This window comes from Micromonospora sp. NPDC003944, from assembly GCF_053605225.1.
In genome coordinates, this window is record NZ_JBSGIV010000015.1 from 86,117 (window position 1) to 103,895 (window position 17,779).

General features: G+C 63.7%; 11 protein-coding genes. 4 read left to right on the forward strand and 7 right to left on the reverse strand.

The window, feature by feature from the left end; genetic code table 11:
• Positions 1-59: 59 nt before the first annotated feature.
• Both ACWER9_RS10420 and ACWER9_RS10425 read left to right on the forward strand, forming a co-directional pair.
• Positions 60-1,517, forward strand: a complete 1,458-nt coding sequence (locus ACWER9_RS10420) for a hypothetical protein (RefSeq protein ID WP_452301546.1) — start codon at positions 60-62, stop codon at positions 1,515-1,517.
• Between the two features lie 384 nt (positions 1,518-1,901).
• Positions 1,902-3,011 (forward strand): hypothetical protein, encoded by a 1,110-nt coding sequence (locus ACWER9_RS10425; RefSeq protein WP_452301547.1) that lies wholly within the window; start codon positions 1,902-1,904, stop codon positions 3,009-3,011.
• Positions 3,012-3,302: 291 nt separating this feature from the next.
• Here the strand turns inward: ACWER9_RS10425 and ACWER9_RS10430 are convergent, their stop codons facing one another.
• From ACWER9_RS10430 to ACWER9_RS10450, 5 genes are all read right to left on the reverse strand, one after another.
• Entirely contained in the window at positions 3,303-5,468 is a 2,166-nt protein-coding gene (locus ACWER9_RS10430; protein ID WP_452301548.1) for a hypothetical protein, read from the reverse strand.
• A gap of 788 nt (positions 5,469-6,256) precedes the next feature.
• On the reverse strand, positions 6,257-6,985 hold the full coding sequence (locus tag ACWER9_RS10435; RefSeq protein ID WP_452301549.1) for a hypothetical protein: 729 nt from the start codon (positions 6,983-6,985) through the stop codon (positions 6,257-6,259).
• A gap of 32 nt (positions 6,986-7,017) precedes the next feature.
• Positions 7,018-8,298, reverse strand: coding sequence for an AlbA family DNA-binding domain-containing protein (locus tag ACWER9_RS10440; protein ID WP_452301550.1), 1,281 nt, complete (start codon positions 8,296-8,298; stop codon positions 7,018-7,020).
• A gap of 82 nt (positions 8,299-8,380) precedes the next feature.
• Positions 8,381-9,733 (reverse strand): hypothetical protein, encoded by a 1,353-nt coding sequence (locus ACWER9_RS10445; RefSeq protein WP_452301551.1) that lies wholly within the window; start codon positions 9,731-9,733, stop codon positions 8,381-8,383.
• Positions 9,734-9,837: 104 nt separating this feature from the next.
• Positions 9,838-10,422, reverse strand: coding sequence for a hypothetical protein (locus ACWER9_RS10450; RefSeq protein WP_452301552.1), 585 nt, complete (start codon positions 10,420-10,422; stop codon positions 9,838-9,840).
• 406 nt (positions 10,423-10,828) lie between these two features.
• On the opposite strand from ACWER9_RS10450, the gene ACWER9_RS10455 reads away from it, so the two are divergent.
• Positions 10,829-11,311 carry a hypothetical protein gene (locus ACWER9_RS10455; protein WP_452301553.1) on the forward strand — a complete coding sequence of 161 codons (483 nt, stop codon included), beginning with the start codon at positions 10,829-10,831 and terminating at the stop codon, positions 11,309-11,311.
• 192 nt (positions 11,312-11,503) lie between these two features.
• On the opposite strand, the gene ACWER9_RS10460 is transcribed toward ACWER9_RS10455, so the two are convergent.
• Both ACWER9_RS10460 and ACWER9_RS10465 read right to left on the reverse strand, forming a co-directional pair.
• Positions 11,504-13,366 (reverse strand): hypothetical protein, encoded by a 1,863-nt coding sequence (locus tag ACWER9_RS10460; RefSeq protein WP_452301554.1) that lies wholly within the window; start codon positions 13,364-13,366, stop codon positions 11,504-11,506.
• Between the two features lie 626 nt (positions 13,367-13,992).
• Positions 13,993-14,406: a hypothetical protein gene (locus tag ACWER9_RS10465; protein ID WP_452301555.1), complete on the reverse strand. Its 414-nt coding sequence runs from the start codon at positions 14,404-14,406 to the stop codon at positions 13,993-13,995.
• Positions 14,407-15,099: 693 nt separating this feature from the next.
• Between ACWER9_RS10465 and ACWER9_RS10470 the strand changes: the two genes are divergently transcribed.
• Complete coding sequence (locus ACWER9_RS10470) at positions 15,100-17,550, forward strand: BsuBI/PstI family type II restriction endonuclease (protein WP_452301556.1); 2,451 nt, start codon at positions 15,100-15,102, stop codon at positions 17,548-17,550.
• The last annotated feature ends 229 nt before the right edge of the window (positions 17,551-17,779 follow it).

The following is a 17,779-nucleotide window of genomic DNA, read 5'->3' on the forward strand; positions in this document are numbered from 1 at the left end:
GCGAGACCCGGCAGATATTCGACGGTTAGGCAACGGGTCGGTGCGCCATGCTGATGGCCGTGACCGATCCGCAGAGCCCCGTCGCCGTGTCCGCTCGCGCCTTCCTCACCGAGGCGTGGGCGAAGCTTCATCAGCGTGGAGTCGTCCCGCCCTCGCCGTACCGCCGGCACCTTCGGGTGGGCCGGGACTACTTCGGCGACGACATCAGGCCCCTGTCGACCTACACGGCGTTGGAGCGGGCGATCGGGACTGCCTACCCGCGCTTCAGCGAGCAGACGGCGCTGCACGACCGCGCGTTCGCCGGGACCTATATTCTTCCGCTTTTGGAAACCTTCATCGCGCGGCTGGCGGCGCGGCAGGACTTCGCCGCCAGCAACCCGGTCGCCACAGAGGTGGTCCGCGAGCTGGAGGCGGCCTTGGCAGCCGATGCGTACGAGGTGGTTTGCTGCCGCACGGTTTCGCACATGACCACCAGCAACGGGCAGCCGGTCGACTTCACGCAGGTGCGGGTTGTGCCGGTCGACGCGCCGGCGCATGACCACACCCGTCGGCTGATGGCGATCATCGAGGGCGAACTGCCCGGCGGAGCGCACACCTACCTCGACGTTGACCCGCATATGTACGCCCCGCCGGAGGCTGTCGTCGTCGCCCGGGGAAGCCAGCCCACGCTGGAGAATCTCAACAACGCGGTGTCGCAACGGATCGAGCGGTTCCTGCTGCTGGTCCGGCTGCTCAAACCGGGGGCCAGCGAGTCGATGTTCGAAGTGCAGGGCGCCAGCCGCCCGCTGCACCCACCCCAGCCCAGGATCGTGCAGTTCCGCGGCGCCGGCCCGGTGTACTTCTCCATCGCACCGCCAGTCGCGCGGGACATCGTGCTCAGCGCCGACGACGTACCTCGCATTGACGGCCTGGACGCCTTGCTCGCCGGAGTCGAGGGCAGCACCCAGCCCGGCATGGTCTTTACCTCCTTCGGCATGGCGTTGAACAAGTTCGTGCTCTCCTACCACTCGTTCGGGTGGTTCGAGCAGGTTGTGGATCTCGCAACCGCCTTCGAGGCCGCCATATCCGGATCGAGCACCAGCGACGTCACCCTACGACTGCGAACCCGCGCGGCGAGTCTGTTGGCCACTACGTCGGACCCAGCCACAGAGATCTTCAACGACATTAAAGTGCTCTACGACCTGCGCTCCACGCTGGTACACGGCGGCTCGTTGTCGCTGAAGGCCCTGCTCAGAAAGATCAGCAAGTTGTCCCGCCTGCCCGCTGGCGTCCCAAATGGCGAATTGCCCACCCACGCAGTGGAACGGCTCCGCGACCTGGTACGCCGGGCCATCCTGGCTCGCATATGTCTCGCGGCCGGCACCGCGCCACTATGGCCAATCGACGGGGAGTCCGACGACCAGGTCGACGCCGCCCTCGTCGACGACGCCGGCCGGGCCATGTGGCGCGACGCATGGCACCAGACGCTGGCGTCCGTTGAGGCCCTCGGATCGGTCGAGCGACCCGTGGTCGGCTGACGCGTAGTCGCATTTTCGGCCGGACTCCGTCCGCACGTCGGGTGCCCCCGTGTCCCACCGTCCGGTCTACCTGGCGTTGGCTTCCGAACCGCCCGGGGTAGCGTCGGACGAGCAGCAACGACGATCAACGATGACATGGTCGTGTCGACGGCGATGGACGACCATCGCCACCCATACGGGACGGTCGCGGCGATGGCTCGGCCGGCCGGTCGGCGCGCGCCCACATCCCCAGCGAGGCGATCACACCGGAACCCATCTATCCGGCCGGGACCAGCGCACGCTGAGCGGCAGCAATGTCGCCACTCCGGCTGGTGCGTACATCGCGGCATAGAAAGACGTTCACCCGCAAGACTCCCCGAGGCGCGTTGTGGAAGCCTGTCAGACGTGACCCCTACTGTCAGATACAACCCACACGACGACGCATGGTTCTTCGGCGAGCATCGACGGTCATACGACGGTGCCGGCTCGCTCATCATCAAGCGCAACGACCTTTCTACTGCAACCGCCACAGACCTCGCCCGCGCTCTCCGCAAGGCGCGCCGATGCGACACCGATCCCGAGGCGGTCCTCATTGACCTCGCTCCCGACGATCAGTACTCGCCCAAAGAGTCCGTCGTCGACTCCGTCTCTTTCGCCCTGCTCGACGACGGTCGCCTTGCGGTCCAATGCGCGCTCACCAGCGACGACTACATCGGCGACGACAGTCAGCTTTACGCCACGGTCACGCCGCTCATCGAGCCATTACTGCGACGTCTCAAGGCCCACCTGGCCGTCGTACAGGCGGACGCCCACCGCTCCACCGCCCCTTACTATCACGAAGCCCTCATCACAACCCCCACCCGAGGAAAGACCCTGGACCAGCTCTATGAACTCGCCGAGAGCGTCACCACGCTCTTCGACGCAGCTAACACCGGCCACCTGACCCGTGAAACCGTCGCCGACCTCATCATCGGCGGCCGGGCTGACCTTCTTCTCGACCAGCCCGAAGGGGCGTGGCTCGACGTCAAGTCGCAGCACTACGACCTGACGACAGCCCGGGGGAAGATCTCACTGGCCGAAGCGGTCAGCCGGTTCGCGAATGCCGAGGAAGGCGGCATCGTCGTCGTAGGGATGGACACCAAGCGCATCCCGGGCGGCGAACTCGTCAGGTCCGTCAAAGCTGTTCCCATCGACACAGCAACCACCCGTCGCTACCGCCAAGCCATCGAGAATCGGCTCTTCCCGCTCCCAACAGCCCTCAATGTTCAGACCGTCGAAACCGCTACGGGCCAGGGGCTGGTTGTCATCTCCATCCCACCCCAAGAAGACGAACTGAAGCCCTTCCTCGTTCACGGCGCCATCATTGACGGTCGCATCGAAGGCGCGTACATCAGCATCGTGCGACGTAGCGGCGAGGACTCTATCCCCATCACCGCACAGCAAATTCACAGCACCCTCGCCGCAGGGCGCGCACTTCTGCGGCGCGGCCATGTACCGCCCACTCCTGAGAAGTAGTCGGTGTGGATGTCGCCAACTTCATCGCGTCCCACGGGGCCTCGCGTGCCAGCGAACTCGTGGCCGCCGACCCGCATCCCGACGGCCCCGCGCCCTGTCATACTTTCACACGCCGCTATGCGACTATCGGGCCTCGCTATCTCCGAACCCGAGGTGTGTATGCGGCGTTGCAGGGGCACTGCGTCTCCGACCGCCCGTGGAGCCGCAAGGAGTGCACGGGGCGGTGTTTGGGGTCTCCGCACGCCAGCGAGCGTGTCGGACACGTTAAGTACCCCGATTGCGTGTTGCCTTTCAGCCCCCGGTAGGGCCCGCCACCGTGCCGTCCGGGTTAAGGCCGAAGCGTCGCAGCAGGTGCGCCTGTTCGACTTGGCCTTGATCAGTCAGCAGGTTGACCAGCCACCGTCCAGCACAGGGATTGCCCGCACGCAGCTCTGCTTTGAGTTCGTCGATGAGATTGTGTGAGGCCAGCAATTCGGCGAGCTGCTCGGCGGGATCGATGTCGCCGCCGTTGTCGAAGTCTTCCTCGATTTGTCGTCGCAGTTCGGCCACGGCCTCGTCAACGCGGCCGACGTCGAGCAGTGCCGTCAGGATGAGTGTCTCCGCCTCCTCGTCACCGCCGGCAACGCGGGAACGAAGCTCGTCTACGCGGCCCTGCCGGGCTAGAAGCCGAAGTTCGGCGTATCCATCGCCGGCATCCGCTCGTGCTTGCAGTTCTTCGAGGCGGTCGAGCAGTGCTAGGCAGTCAACTACGCAGGCAGTCGCCCATAGGTTGGGCGGGGTGGCGTCAGCCTGAGGACCCACGAGGGCAAGGGCTTCCTGCGGACGCCCGCGCCGAGCGAGCTGGAAGGCCAGCCGTCGGGCCGCGTACTCATCGCCCGCTTCGGCCAGTACCCTCAGCTCGTCAAGCCGACCGTTGTTCGACAACAAGCCAACCAGTTTGGAGGCGGAGTAGTACCAGTGGTTTCGGGACCGTAGCTCGGCCGCTGCCGCATTCACATAACCCAGGTGCTCTAAGGTCCAGATCAGGAGGTCAAAGGCGTCCCGATCCCCTTCGAGTTCCCATTCCCGCACCAAGGCGACCGCGCCATCGAGGTCGCCTTGCTCAATTTTGATGTGGATCTGGGCATAGCGGTCGCCGGCCTCTGCCAGCCGCCGAAGGATGGGACGGCTGTAGCCGTACAGCATCCGGGCGTCGGCACTAGCCGCCAGCTCTTCCAGCGCATCGTGCTCATCGACATGGTCGACCAGGGCCTGCCATGCGGAGGCGGGTGGGCAAACGGTGCGGCGGGTATGGCGCCCGCGCTGGAGTAGGTAGTCAGCCGAGATGTACCCGGCGATCCCTCCCATGGTGCCGTCGTCGACTGGACTGAGAGCGGACGCGGCACCGCGCAGCGGTGTGGCGGCGTAGTCGAGGGCGCACTGAAGCCAATCATTCGGGGCGGTGGCGCGCTGGACGGCGGTCAGATACCCGGGGACAGCATCGGCGAGAAGCTCACGCGTCACTGGAGTCTCCACGCCAAGGCGCCGCGCATCGATCGCGGCCGTGATCACAGCCTGACCGTATGCATTGGCGGCTTGTTCCCACCACCGAACCAGCTCTGGTCCCGCTGCCAACACCTGGATCACTCCGGCGTCAGCGTTGTCGAGAGCCTCCAGGATGCGCCCATCGGCGACGGCCAACTCCTGGGCCCGGCGATACTCCGCAGTGCTGAAGACCGGCGCCACGTCGACAACCTCGGCCAGATCAAGCAGTTCCCTGTCAGAAACATGGTGGTCTTCGCTGCCTGGCCGGCGGGGCGCGACACGGATGGCGTACTCATCGGACCATATAGTGCCGACCAGCACCGTTCCGGCCCCAAGCAGCGCTCGTGCCGTACCGGCGGTTAGGCCGCCATTGCGGCCGAGGTAGCGCTGCAGTTCGTCCAGCCATATCACTGTGCGCGCCGTCGGGGTCGCGGCCAGGGTGCGGATCTCCGCGGAGTCGGCGGGGTGGACCAGCCACCACTCCGAGAGGGTAGCTCGGACAGCTTCATACAGGGTCCGGGATTTCCCTACCGATGATCCACCTACCAACAGCACGAAACAGCCTTGTCCGGCACCCGCGGCCAGCGCTGCTCTGACCTGGTGGTCGACATCCCGAGGGACATACGTGGGCAGTTCGCCGAGCACGCCGTCAACGTGGATCGCGGCATGGACGCCGAGCCGCCGCGGTGCAGCTTCCCGCACCCGTATCGCACCGACGGGTTGGGTGAGATCGGCGGTGCCCGCCCGCTCCCACGCTGCCAGCCACTGAGCGAGGTCGGCCGACGCAACCTGGCAGACCGCCAGGTAGGTCAGCAGCTTGCCCTTACTTGGCAGTCGTTTGCCTTTGACGATCTCTCCCACGGTGCTCTTGCCCAGGACGTCCCACCGCGATTCACCGGGCCGCGACCGCAACTTTCTCGACTCCCGCTCCATGCCCTCGTACGACAGGTCCCGGCGGCGGCGTAGCCCATCCAGACAGGCGGCCAACTCGACCGGTGTGTTTACCCGGGACGGATCGACTCCCGGTACTGAACTTGATCGATCCACACCTATCCTGCCCATTCCGCTTGCCGTCTGACAGCTCCCACCGCCTCCGACGGCCAGCGTAGTGGCTGATCGCTCATCGACTGTAGTACCAGGTCCTCGGCCTTTGTACGACATCCTGACGTTCGGGTTCCTCCGACGCCATGGCCGGAGGGCCTACTCGACCGCTGTATTGGAACCCGTCAGACAGGGAGCCGGCCGGCCCACTACTACACAGGGAGTTCCGATGCAGCAGTGGCTCGATGTCATCCAGGCCGCCGGCGACCTTCTCGCCTTTGCCGCCGCACTTACGAATCTCACCACCACGATCACCAGCCGCCGCAGGCATTCTTCGTGAGCGGTTGCACAGCGACACAGTGAACTGACCTGCCATCCAGGCTGGTACTGGGATCGGCTCGGTGCCAGTACCAGCCCCGAAGATGTCGTCCTCGGCATCCGGCATAGGAGGGCGTCTCGCATAAGAGGGGACGCCCGGCGTCGTGGTCCGGCCGGCTCATCCGGCGGAAGGGGTACCTAGCTTGGATGGTCAGCACGCGGGACAGTGTGGCGCAATTGTTCGTGGTGCCCGACAAGGCCACCAACCTGCGCCAGCGCCGGCTTCCGGGCGCTGCTGACCAGCGACAGGGCGCCTGGAACGCGAAGGCGAACGAGGAGGCCAAGTCAGCCAGACCTGGCGGTCAATGGCCCTCCTTTGTTGCCGCGAGGGGTGCCTGCTCGACCGGCGGCACGATTACCGTTATCGGCATAGTCGTTGTATCAATCGCGCAGGGCAAGTACCAGGTTCCGTGAGTCTGATGCTCGGCGGTAAAGGCTAGGCGCACGATGGGTCCCCGCTGTTTTAGCCAGCCCTGTTGCGTCATGCTTCTCATCCAGTGTCCCGGCATGGTCTGCTCAAGTTGATACGGCAACTCTTCGCCGATCGGCAGGGCCGTGTCGTACACCGTCTCTCGGCCTAAGCGATCGGCGCGGGCGTCGTCTGGGCCAGTTCCAGGCGTGAAACGGTATGGGCCCCAGATGTAATCGCGGATCTCATCTTGTGTCGGGCCGTCCATCGACTGTCGATAGTCGCCCTCTCCCCGGCGGAAGTGATCATTCCGAATGGTTACGGTCAAACGATCGAGGCGGTCGAGCCCTGACGGGCCAATCAACATGACTCGTAGGCGCAATATATCTGAGCCAGGATTGAGGGCCTCGCATGTTAATCGGAACCGAGGCAACAATTCGCTGTGGCGGCGCTGAACCTCGATTGATGACAACGTGGTCGAGGCCGCATTTGAGGAGCGCGACGATGACCGCGCCTGCATCGCGGCCCAGGCCGCTACCCCTACGGCGGCAGCGGTACCTAGCGATTCGAGGGCACCCCAGGCCGGCGAGGCAAGGAAATTCCAAAGGGTCAAGAACTGCACCGTTTCAAGAGTTGGTACGTTCGGGTTTCACGCTAGGGAAGTACAGTGTGGCGGCTGATGCCGAACTGGTGCAGGATGTCGGATGCGATTGTCCGAGCTGTGTCCAGCAAGTCTGAGTTGTCGCCCGCGATAGGTACTTCTCCGTAGAATGGGTGGAAACGGCGTACGTCCCGGGCTCCTGCTGGCCTTTCCAGGTGCGAGGAGATCATTCCGCCTCCTCGTAGGTTGTCCACTGGGGTTATGGGCGTGGCCGGATCCGCCTTCCACAGGTCGATCCGAAAGCCCATGGGTGCCTGCCCACCCATCTGTCCTCCGTACACGCTGGCCAGTGCCACGAGATCGATAGCGAAGTTCTCGACGAAGGGTGCATAGATCTGGCATGGCGTCTCCGGCTGGCCGGGTGCCCAACCTCCACTGTCGACCGCAAACGCCAGCGACCCGTCGCCGTGCAGCTCCACGAGCAGGTATGCGGCGCGTGGTTCCGGGCCGTAGTCAGCCAGTGGGCTGATGATCCATCGCCTTAGCCCCGTCCTCGGATTGAGCGCCGCATCGCCGAGCGACTGGAGAAGCAGTTCCCGGCCGAACCTGTCCTGCGGCACGAGCTGGTTGGCGTACCGAAGGACCGCCTCTAGCAGCTCTCGTACCTGCCCGCGCGTGAGTGGCTTGACCAGGGGCGTTAGAGGCGTGATGGGTCGCGCGACCCCACTGAGCCAGGCTTTGCTGCTGCCTTCCAAGTGGTCGGCGATGTCTTTGGCCATGGACACTAAGCGCTCCGTCTGGTCGTGCTGCCGGTCGAAGCGCTGGCGGTAGGCGTGTTCGATGTTCCGCTCCCGCATCCACTCGTTCTTGGATCCGTCCCGGTAGGGCACGCGAAAGCTTTCCCGTTGACCGATCATGTGTGGTGCGTCAGGGCTGCGCGGCACCGACAGCACCAGCACAGACTTGCCGTCGCCGGTCAGCGACACCATCTCCACACCCGGCACGATCGGGTCGATGCGGTTGTTGGCGATCTGCCGCAGCCGTCGCTGGGCAGCGTCGGATGCGTCGACCCCGACGATCTCCCGTGCTCGGCTGGTGCCGTGCTCTTCGGCCACGCCGTAGACGATGATCCCGCCACCGGTGTTGGCCATGGCGGCAACGTCTGTGGCGAACTTGTCCAGGTCACCGGGTTCCTTGCCGGGGAGCGTCCGCTTCCAGTCCAAGCCGTCAGACTCTACGACGCCTTGGTCCCGGGCAGCCCGGATGATCTCGTAGCTGAGGTCGCACGGTGGTTCCCCGAGCTGCTGATGGATGGAACTCCAGCGGATGGACACGTAGGCACGGTAGCGGGGTGCGTCCACCGTCAAGATGCCGGCGTTCTAGCTCCGTCGCTGAGGCAGGTACGAGGACGATCGGCTACTGAATTCCCGCACGGCTCTCGTGTTCTGCGATCTCGTGCATCAGGCCATCCCGCACGGTGGTGGACAGGAGGGCATCGTCGAGCAACGCCGCAACTCGTTTGGCTCCGTGATAGGCGGCTAAGGCGAGCCATCGTCGTATGATTATCTTTACGGTGCTTGTCAAAAGTGCATGGTCTACCTGCCTGGTGCGGCCGCTGCCGTGGGCGAAGGCAGACCGCGCGCTGTAGGCACTTTTGATAATGTCGCGGACGGCGAGACGGCTATTGTCATCCTGGTTGGCGAGTACCGCAGCCCGCTGGGATATCTTGCGACCAATACCCTCATGGTCGCTGTCCGCGCTGGCGAGAAGCGCTTCCAAGGTGACGGTACGGCGAAAGGAAACATAGCTCCCATCGAGTTTGGGTTGCGTCGGACCTTCGTGATATGCCAGATACAGGTGATGCTCTGTTGCGCGGGCCAGAACCCGGCGGTCACCAACACTCAACGCGGCTAAACAAGACCCCATCTCGGCGGCATAGCGCCCCAATCTGTTCGCTATGGCCCGATCGAGGTTGTGTGGCTTGCGCGGCAATATGGTTAGCGGCTGCGGATGCCACAGCTTGACCTCGGACGGCAGATATCCCTCCCTGAGGCCGCCAGCCGGGCAAAGTATCCTCCGGCCAGGCTCCACCAGATAGGCCGTAAACGCGCGTACTGGAGGAATATCCAGCAAGTTGAGAGTGAGCAGGGGCCAGATTAGGTCGTTCTCCCCGGCAGTGGCCTCGTCGAGTCTGCGAGCAGACCTTGGCCGCCGCAGCGCGCCGAAACCGCGGTCGTGTAGTAGATCTGGTGTCCAAAAATCGCCTAGGAATCCACCATATGAGATTGGTAAACTTGGGTCCTCGGTGCGGTTGATGCTGGCAAGTTGCCAGCCGTCAAACAATTGCACGCTGGTTATGGGTAGGTTGAGGTCTACGGTGACATACTCCCATGCTGGAATCTGCTTCCCGGCCAGATCGCCCGCTATCCGGAGGGCGATGTCCGCAGTGTTTGGGTGCTCGCCCGCATGTTCAAGCAATTCCAGGGCGTCGTCTTCGAACGACGGCCAGATCATGGCTGCGGAGCGGCGATCTGCGTCGCCGATCCACCGGACGTCACGGCCGTTTTCTCTGCCGGCAATTAAGGCCAGCTCAGCCCAATCGGGGAGTTGCTCGCGGAGGATCTCTGGCAGCCGAGAAACAGATAATTGAAATCTGGGCTTCCGTGAACGTTTCGCCCTTGGCGGATTGGCTTTCTCCGCGAGGTGCACGTCGAGTGTGCGCCGAAGACCGTCAACAAGTGCACCGAAGGCCGACAACTCACCACTCATGAATCGGTACGGTAGCTGTCTTGGTAACGCATGCCAACGGAGTTCCGACCTTCGCGTCGACAGGGGCGCGGGGTGCGGTGTCGGCTGTCGCCAGCGCGGCGGAACTAACCTCGGCTGGCGGACGCGCCCTCGTGCGGCGGGTATGGGCTGTCGGCAAAGTCCGCTGGCCCGAGCACGACCGGCTCGACACCACTGGGCGGGTTTGCCTCTTTCAAAAGACTCTGGCCCAATATGTCCGGACACCGGCCGGCGAATATCTCGCTTCGCGTGGCGTACCCGACCGACGTGGTGCTTCCACCGGAGCTGGTCATCTGCCGCTGGCCCTTGTAGATGCCGAAGACCTTGTAGGTCTTCGAGCCGGGGGCGTCGTAGGCGATGGCGGGTGCACCGGAGCATCCGTCCCCGGCGAGCTGTGATAACTCGTAGAACGACTCGCCGCCGCCGCGCATGCGGTGGTCCGGGTTGTTTACCAGCCTCCGGATGTAGGCACGAGTGTTGACGATCTGGGGGTGGTACGGCGCCGTGCCATCGGGCCGAAGTCGCTCGTAGAAAGTCTCCTCCGGGTAGCCCAGCACCTCGACCTCGTGCTCCGGGCTTAGCCGCCGATCGTCAAGGCGGAGCATTCCCCAGATCTGCCCCTTGATCGATAGCCGCAGGAGCGCGACGTCTTCGGTCGGGTGGCGCTCCACGGCCAAGACGTGGACTGCCGCCCACCGGTTCGGTAGTCGGAAGAACGCTCGGAGGTTGGTGATGTCTCGCGGGACGCAATGCGACGCCGTCAGCGCGAAGCCCGAGAGCCGACAATGAAGCCAGTCCCAGTCGGGTTCGCAACCCGCTCGCCTGCCACCTCGGCGAGCGGGAACACCGCGTCCTGAATAGCGGGTGTGTGGATGAAGGAGCCGTTCGGTCCGTACTGCACTGATCTCCCCTCCGGCTTGTTGACGTCGACATGGTAGACCGGTCGCTACCCAGAGTCGATCATGCAGGTGCAGCATCGGACCGCCAGATCCGCAGGTCAACGGCGTCTCCTGACCTGCAGACGTTACCACGCACTGGAAGGCACACCGCCCGAACGACAGTTTTGCCCTCCCGATCTTGAGCAACTACCGCCACGGAATCGAACTCGCGCTCAAGGCGGTCATCCGCTGCGCCGCCCGCTGCCTGCGGGCGGATGGCGACCTGGACACCGAACTCCAGCAGACCAACCTTGACGCGATCCTGGCGGCAACGCACTCGATCGGTGGGCTTGCCGAGCGGTTGGCGGGTTACTTCGCCCGGCTCGACCTCGAAGACAGTCAGCGGCTTCCCGACGACGTCAAGAAGGTCCTGGACGCCCTGCACGCCTTGGACGACAGCGGGCAGTGGTTCCGGTACAGCACGGTGAAGAAGCGCACCGGTAAGGGCAAGGACCGCGCACTCGTATTCGTCCCCGCGCGTCCGGACCAGATCAACTTCGATCTGGAAGCGGTTACGGAGGCGCTACACGACGCCGGCGGGATCGTGCTGCACGGCGGGCTTGGGGTGCTAGACGAGTACGCGGAGTGGCAGAGCTACCTCCGGGATGCCGCCGGCTGGTAAGCCGCAGACCCGGGCCGGTGCGTGCGGTGATAATTCGTAGGCGATGGCGGGTGCGTCGGAGCATCTTGTCCTCGGCGAGCTGTGGCAAGTCGTAGAACGACTCGCCGACGCCGCGCACGCGGTAGTCCAGGTGGTTGTTCACCAGCTCCGGATTTGGACACGAGTATTGACGAACTGTGGGTGGACCAAGTGTCAGAAAATGCTATTTACCGATGTTGCGGATCGCAACTGTAGACGCCACTGATCCCAGCGCTTTTGGGTTTCATCGTGGGTCTGTTCGAGTGTCTTGCCGTCGAGGAAGCCATCTAGGCACATACCGAGCGCCCACACAGAAACTTGCTGGCTGAAGGGGTGGGTCAGAACTACAGCGTCCTCGGTGAACGGACCACCGTGGGTGACCGCGTTGCGAATTCGTTCGAGTCGGAGCAGCCATCGGGACCAGGAGTTCTCCAGATCGCTTCGCCATTCGTTTAGTGCCTGAGCACTGGCTGTCCGCTGTTTGATGCTGCGGAGTTCGCGGGCCATTGGCAGCCTTGACGGGATGAAGCCGATGACTTCGTCGAGATGGCGTGCGGCGACCTGCACATCGAAGCCCTGTTCGCCGCTCTGGTATGTATTTGCCTCTAGGAACAGCTCACGCTGGCGAGCCAGCTTGTCTGGAGGTAGCGATCGATAGTGTAGCGCCTCGAAGAGTGGATAATACAGTACCTCAAGCATGACGTTGTACAACCAGATGTTTTTGATGTACTTCTCTAGGTAAGTAGTCCAGGATGCGACGCCAAGTCGGCCTGCTACCAGCTCAAGCACTCGTACGTTTAGAAGAATTGCGGCCGCAGTCGGATGGTCAATACCGACGCGCCACCAAGATAGTGCATCGATGATGTCCTTCATGTTAGGGTCCAGCACCGGCAGGTGAGGCGCTACCCGTGGAGCCATGCTGGCGAACCGGGCTGTGGGGTCCTGCCATGCGTAACGCGAGGTCACCGGGAGTTCTTCGTATCGAAAGACGCCTTGGGAGATGATTTGGCCGTCTACCGCATGAATGTAACCCGGCATTCGTTCCCACGGATCATCAACACCGAGCATCGACATGGTCACCAGTGCGTCGAGCTGCTCGCCGGCGACGCGGATAGCGTCTGGTGGTGCAGCGATACCGAGGTCAATCCGAGCGAGTATCACGTCTTGCTCATCCGGGATGTCCAGAGGCATGTCGGTCGACGTTAGTTCGCCGGGAAGCCGGTCCATGGCTCCCTCGGAAGCCAGAACGCTCCTTAACCACTGTGCCCAATATAGCTGAATGTGGCCGAGTTCCAGTCCCATGGACTCCAGGTGGGCGTTTTTGTACGCAAGCCAAACAACATGCGTCTTTGCGGCCGGCGTCAAGGAGAGCAACTTCGCCGCGAGATCGAGCCGATCCGATAGGCTTACCAGCGGGTCGCCCCTATAAGCGGCACGGTTGAGATCGATCTCCTCAAGCTCGCCAAGGTGGTACCGCGCAAGTTGTGCTTGAAAGGGGTCGCCTGTCAGTACGGAAGTCAGACTGCGTGATAGCTCGGTGGTGTTGCGGTCGGTTGCACGGACGACCATCCAGAAGCAATCACGTCGTGCCGCTACCGTCTTCATTGGCCTGGTTGGCTGACTGCACGCGCTTGTTAGGTCTTTCCAAGCCGCCAGCAATGTGGCGGTTTGTCCTAGGGCTAGGCGTAATGCTTGAGCCTCGGACGCCAACCTTGTGCGGCTTGCCTGGTCGCTACCAATATCCGGATTTAGAAGGCTGGCGACTCCGTCGATGTGCGGCTGCACGACCTGCAAGACACTCGCACCAAGGGCTTTGGCTGCCTCGGTAAAGTCGTGCATCATGGAAATCCAGCCCGGCCTGTGCTGTCCGTCGTAAGTCCTGGTGTCACCGGCCCAGGCCAGCAACTCGCCGATCGCCGGAAGAAGGTCGGGACGATTCGGGTGTGTCCAGGGATGATCGGCGTAGGTCAGGGCATGCATCAGCTCGCGGAGAGCGTCGTCTCCAGAGAACCACCGCGTATCGCTGCGCCGTACCACATGTGCAGTGTTTCATGATCCGATTCCGTGGCCCAGTTCGCCGCCGGCAATCGCCTTCGCGGGCTCTGGCGGCACCCGAGCCCCCTCCTGGAAGGATCTCAGCGCCGCTGAGTAAGCACCCACCCGCGCCCGTGTCCTTGTTGAGGACGGTGCCTCGTAGCGAGTCACCGCCCACCCACCCAGCCGCCAGCCCCTGGGCAGAGCGACCACGACATCAGGATGTGGCCGGTGATCTTTGACTGGCTGCCGCGACAAGTAGCTGCCGCGCTGAACTGCCTGACCGTGATGCAACCGATCCGCCCTGGCACGATGCCCCCGCTTACCCCCCGAAAACCCCGTCCCAGCGTGGACTATTCGTGACAAGCGTCAATCAGTAGATCTTGGCGTTTGCGCAGCTCAATGACTAATTTTGAGGATCAGTGACAAGTTCGGGACCGTCCCTTTCGGTAAGAGGGGGTCAGAGGTTGACAACAAGTGACAAGGCGCGATGAAGTTCGAGAGTAAAAGGTCGTGGATTCAAATTCCCTCCTTCGCGACGAGTTGTCGCCGGAGCGAGTGCCGACAAAGCTGACACCCCCGGTCACCATAGAGGCGAGACTGTCAACGAGGCCGCTTGCCAGACAGGATCAGCGGAAGGGCACGGGCAGTGCATCGCCGGGCCGAAGAACGATTATGCCGTCGAACTCCACGAAGCCGTCGGGCTCCAGCCCATCAGGCAACCTGAACAACCGTGCTTCCAGGCCCCCGGCAAGTACGCCAGTGTGTGTTGCCGGGATCGGTCCGTGGTTCCGCTCGGCGAGCTCAAACGAGGCTCGGTGGCCGAACAGCCCAACCGACCTGGCTGGCACGAGCTCGTCGCCGGGAATATATACCTCCCTATGCCGCACGCCGGGGTCGATCTGCATTACGTGGATGACGCTCTTCGGTGACAGCGATCTGCCTGCCGCCACCGGCAACTCCATCCGTTCCGCCGCCGTAATCCACCGGCACCGATGTTCGGCGTCAGGCCGCTGCTCGAACCAGGCCGCATCCGCAACCATGAGCGCATCCAACGACGTCCCCATGGGGCAAGTAGGCTCATGGACGAGGTTGCCGCCCGACGGGCGCTTGCCACAGTCCGGGCATTTAGGTCCGGCAGGGTGGCCGCTGCGACGTCGACTTGCAGGCACCGTTGATCAAACTCCTCGCCCCGTCAGGCCGCCCCAAAGCGGATCTCCGAACCCATCATACCGATCGATGCCACCATCAGCGGACATGAAGGGGCCAAGCCAACAGCTAGCGGACGCTGGCCGAGGGTGAGGTCGTGGAGGTCAAGCCGGGCCACGGGTTCGGCAAGAAAATCGGGTTCAAGCGGGGTGGTCGGTGAACGGCTGGCGGTGCAGGAGCTACGGCTCCGACACCGCTGTTGGCCGGCGTTGGTCCACACCGAGGGCGCGAACTGGTGCGGCTCGGCCCACACATGACCTGGCCGGGGTGGCGTAGGCGAGGAACACGCCATGCTGGCAGATCTTCGTCCTGCCGGCGGTACCTGAGTGCTGCGGGTGCACATCCGTTGAGTGAACTTGCCCGAGCGATCTCACCAGGACCGCTGACGCACCTCGGCGTGCCCCTCGATCCGCGCCAAGGCCGGCATCGGCAGACGCAGTAGGCTGCGCGTTGTGCCGTCACATCCCGAACTTGACCTGGTCATCGAAGGGCTCTTGTCCCGGACAGAGGCCCGACGTGGGGCCCTGATGCAGGCAATGGAGCCGGTCCGGCAACGGAGCCTTGGCCAGTATTTCACTCCGAGGGTAGTGGCCGAGCGGATCGCGAGTGAACCGCGACTGGCGGATCGCGGAGTCGTGCGGTTGCTCGACCCCGGAGCGGGGTCGGGTTCGCTGACTGCGGCGCTGGTCGCCCGGGTGTTGCGTGAGTGTCCCGGTCTGCGAGTTGAGGTGACTGCGGTCGAGGTGGAGCAGGCGTTCCATGAGCAGCTCCAGGCGACTCTTCGAGACTGCCGAGATACCGCTCGTGCTGCTGGCGGCGATGTTGATTTTGTGGTCGTTAAGGCTGACTTCGTCGAGTGGGCGGCCGATCACGCCGGCAGTGCCATCGGGTTCCATGAGCAGCCCGCACGCTTCGATCTGGTGATCCAGAATCCGCCCTACGGGAAGGTCGGGAGGAATTCGTCAGTTCGAGCGGCGCTGCGTCAACTCGGGTTGGATGTGCCGAACCTGTATGCGGCGTTCCTCGCGCTTTCGACAGCCCTGCTGGCGGAAGGCGGTCAACTGGTTGCGATCACGCCTCGCAGCTTTGCCAACGGCGCGTACTTCAGGTCGTTCCGCGAATGGCTGTTCGCTCGGCTGGGTATCGACCGAATCAGTGTCTTTCAGGACCGGGGCGCGCTGTTCGCTGACCTGTCGGTGCTACAGGAGAACATCATCCTGGCGGGCACGCTCGGTCGCAGCCCGGACAAGGTCGCCGTCGTCGCCTCGCGCGGCTACGCGGACCCGGCCCACGAGCACTGGGTTGACTACGCAGAGATCATTAGACCGGGCGATGCTGAGGCGTTCCTGCATGTCCCCACCGACGTTGACGACGGGCACGCGGCGAGCCTCTTCGCCGACCTGCCGGCCAGCCTGGCTGATCTCGGGTTGAAGGTCTCTACCGGCAAGGTCGTGGACTTCCGCGCCAAGCACGCCCTACGCGCCATGCCGAGCGGTGACACGGTGCCGCTGATCTATCCAGGCCACCTGCGCGATGGGAAGGTGCAGTGGCCCCTGCCCGACTACCGCAAGCCCAACGCCATCGTGGCCGACGAATCGACTGCCAGCCTCATGCTGCCCGCTGGTGTGTATGTGCTGGTCAAGCGTTTCTCGGCGAAAGAGGAAACTCGCCGGGTCGTGGCGACCGTCATTCACTCCGCCGACCTGCCTGGCGACACAATCGGAATCGAGAACCACCTCAACGTCTTCCACGACGACGGTGCCGGCCTCGACGCAACCGTGGCCAACGGTCTCGCGGTCTGGCTGAACTCTAACCTGCTCGACACCCAGTTCCGCCAGTTCAGCGGCCATACCCAGGTCAACGCCACCGACCTGCGCAACCTCCGCTACCCCGACACCGCCCAGCTTCGCCGGCTGGGTGAGAATGTCCAACCAGGACAGTGGCCCACCCAAGCGGAGATTGACGTGCTGGTGCACCAGCACGTGCTCGCTGAAGCAGACGCCACGCAGCGGGGAGGATTCGTGAATCAGGTGCCGGAATCGGTGCAGCAGGCACGGAAGTTGCTCAAGACCTTCAACTTCGACGACGAACGGTGCAACGAACGCTCCGCTCTCGTACTGCGCGCGCTGCTGGGCCTGCTGCCCGACGAGCCATGGTCGCAGGCCACTAACCCGACGCTGCGCACCGTGGAAATCATGGACTCCCTGCGACAGCACTACGGCCGTGACTACAAGCCCAACACCCGAGAGACCATCCGCCGGCAGACACTGCACCAGTTCGCCGCCGCAGGGCTTGTCGTGCAGAACCCGGACAAACCCGACCGGCCCATCAACTCGCCCCACTGGTGCTATCAGATCAGCGATCCCGCCCTGGCCGTTATCCGCTCCTACGGCAGCGACGAGTTCGACACCACCATCAGGAACTACCTGATCGACCTCCCCGGACAACTGGACGCCTATGCCGCGGAGAGGAAGATGCGCCGTATTCCTGTAGTGCTGCCCGGCGGCCGAGAGGTCACTCTCAGTCCCGGCGGCCAGAACGAACTCCTCGACGTCATGATCAGGGACTTCTGCAGCTACTTCACCCCCGGCGGCGTCGTGCTCTACGTCGGCGATGCCGGGGACAAGTGGTCAGTCTTCGAGGAGAAGGCCCTCGCCGACCTGGGTGTGGTCCTCGATCCCCACGGCAAGATCCCCGACCTGATCGTGTACATGCCGGACAAGAACTGGCTGGTGTTGCTGGAGGCCGCCCCCAAGCACGGACCCATCGATGCCAAGCGACACGCCGAACTCCGCACTCTCTTCGCTGGCAGCACCGCAGGTCCTGTCTTCGTCACCTGCTTCCCGACCAGACAGAACGCGAGGAAATACCTCCACCAGATCGCCTGGGAGACCGAAGTGTGGTGTGCGGACAACCCGACCCACATGATCCATTTTAACGGCGAGCGGTTCCTCGGCCCCTACCCACTCGAAACGTGACTGCGTCACTGAGGCACTACGAACCGTGGGGGCGGTTGGCGGCCTGAACAGTGCCGTCACGAAAGTCGCAGCCATCACTACCTCGGCACGGAGCGTCGGCGAGTAAGCCGTGCGGGGGGCCGCGCGCTAACCGACAAGAACCCGGGTGTCTCACCACAAGATCTTGTGGGTGAGATTGAACTCTTGCCCAACATGTGTCGGGTGCGTCGTACGGGTGTTCGTCTGCGGG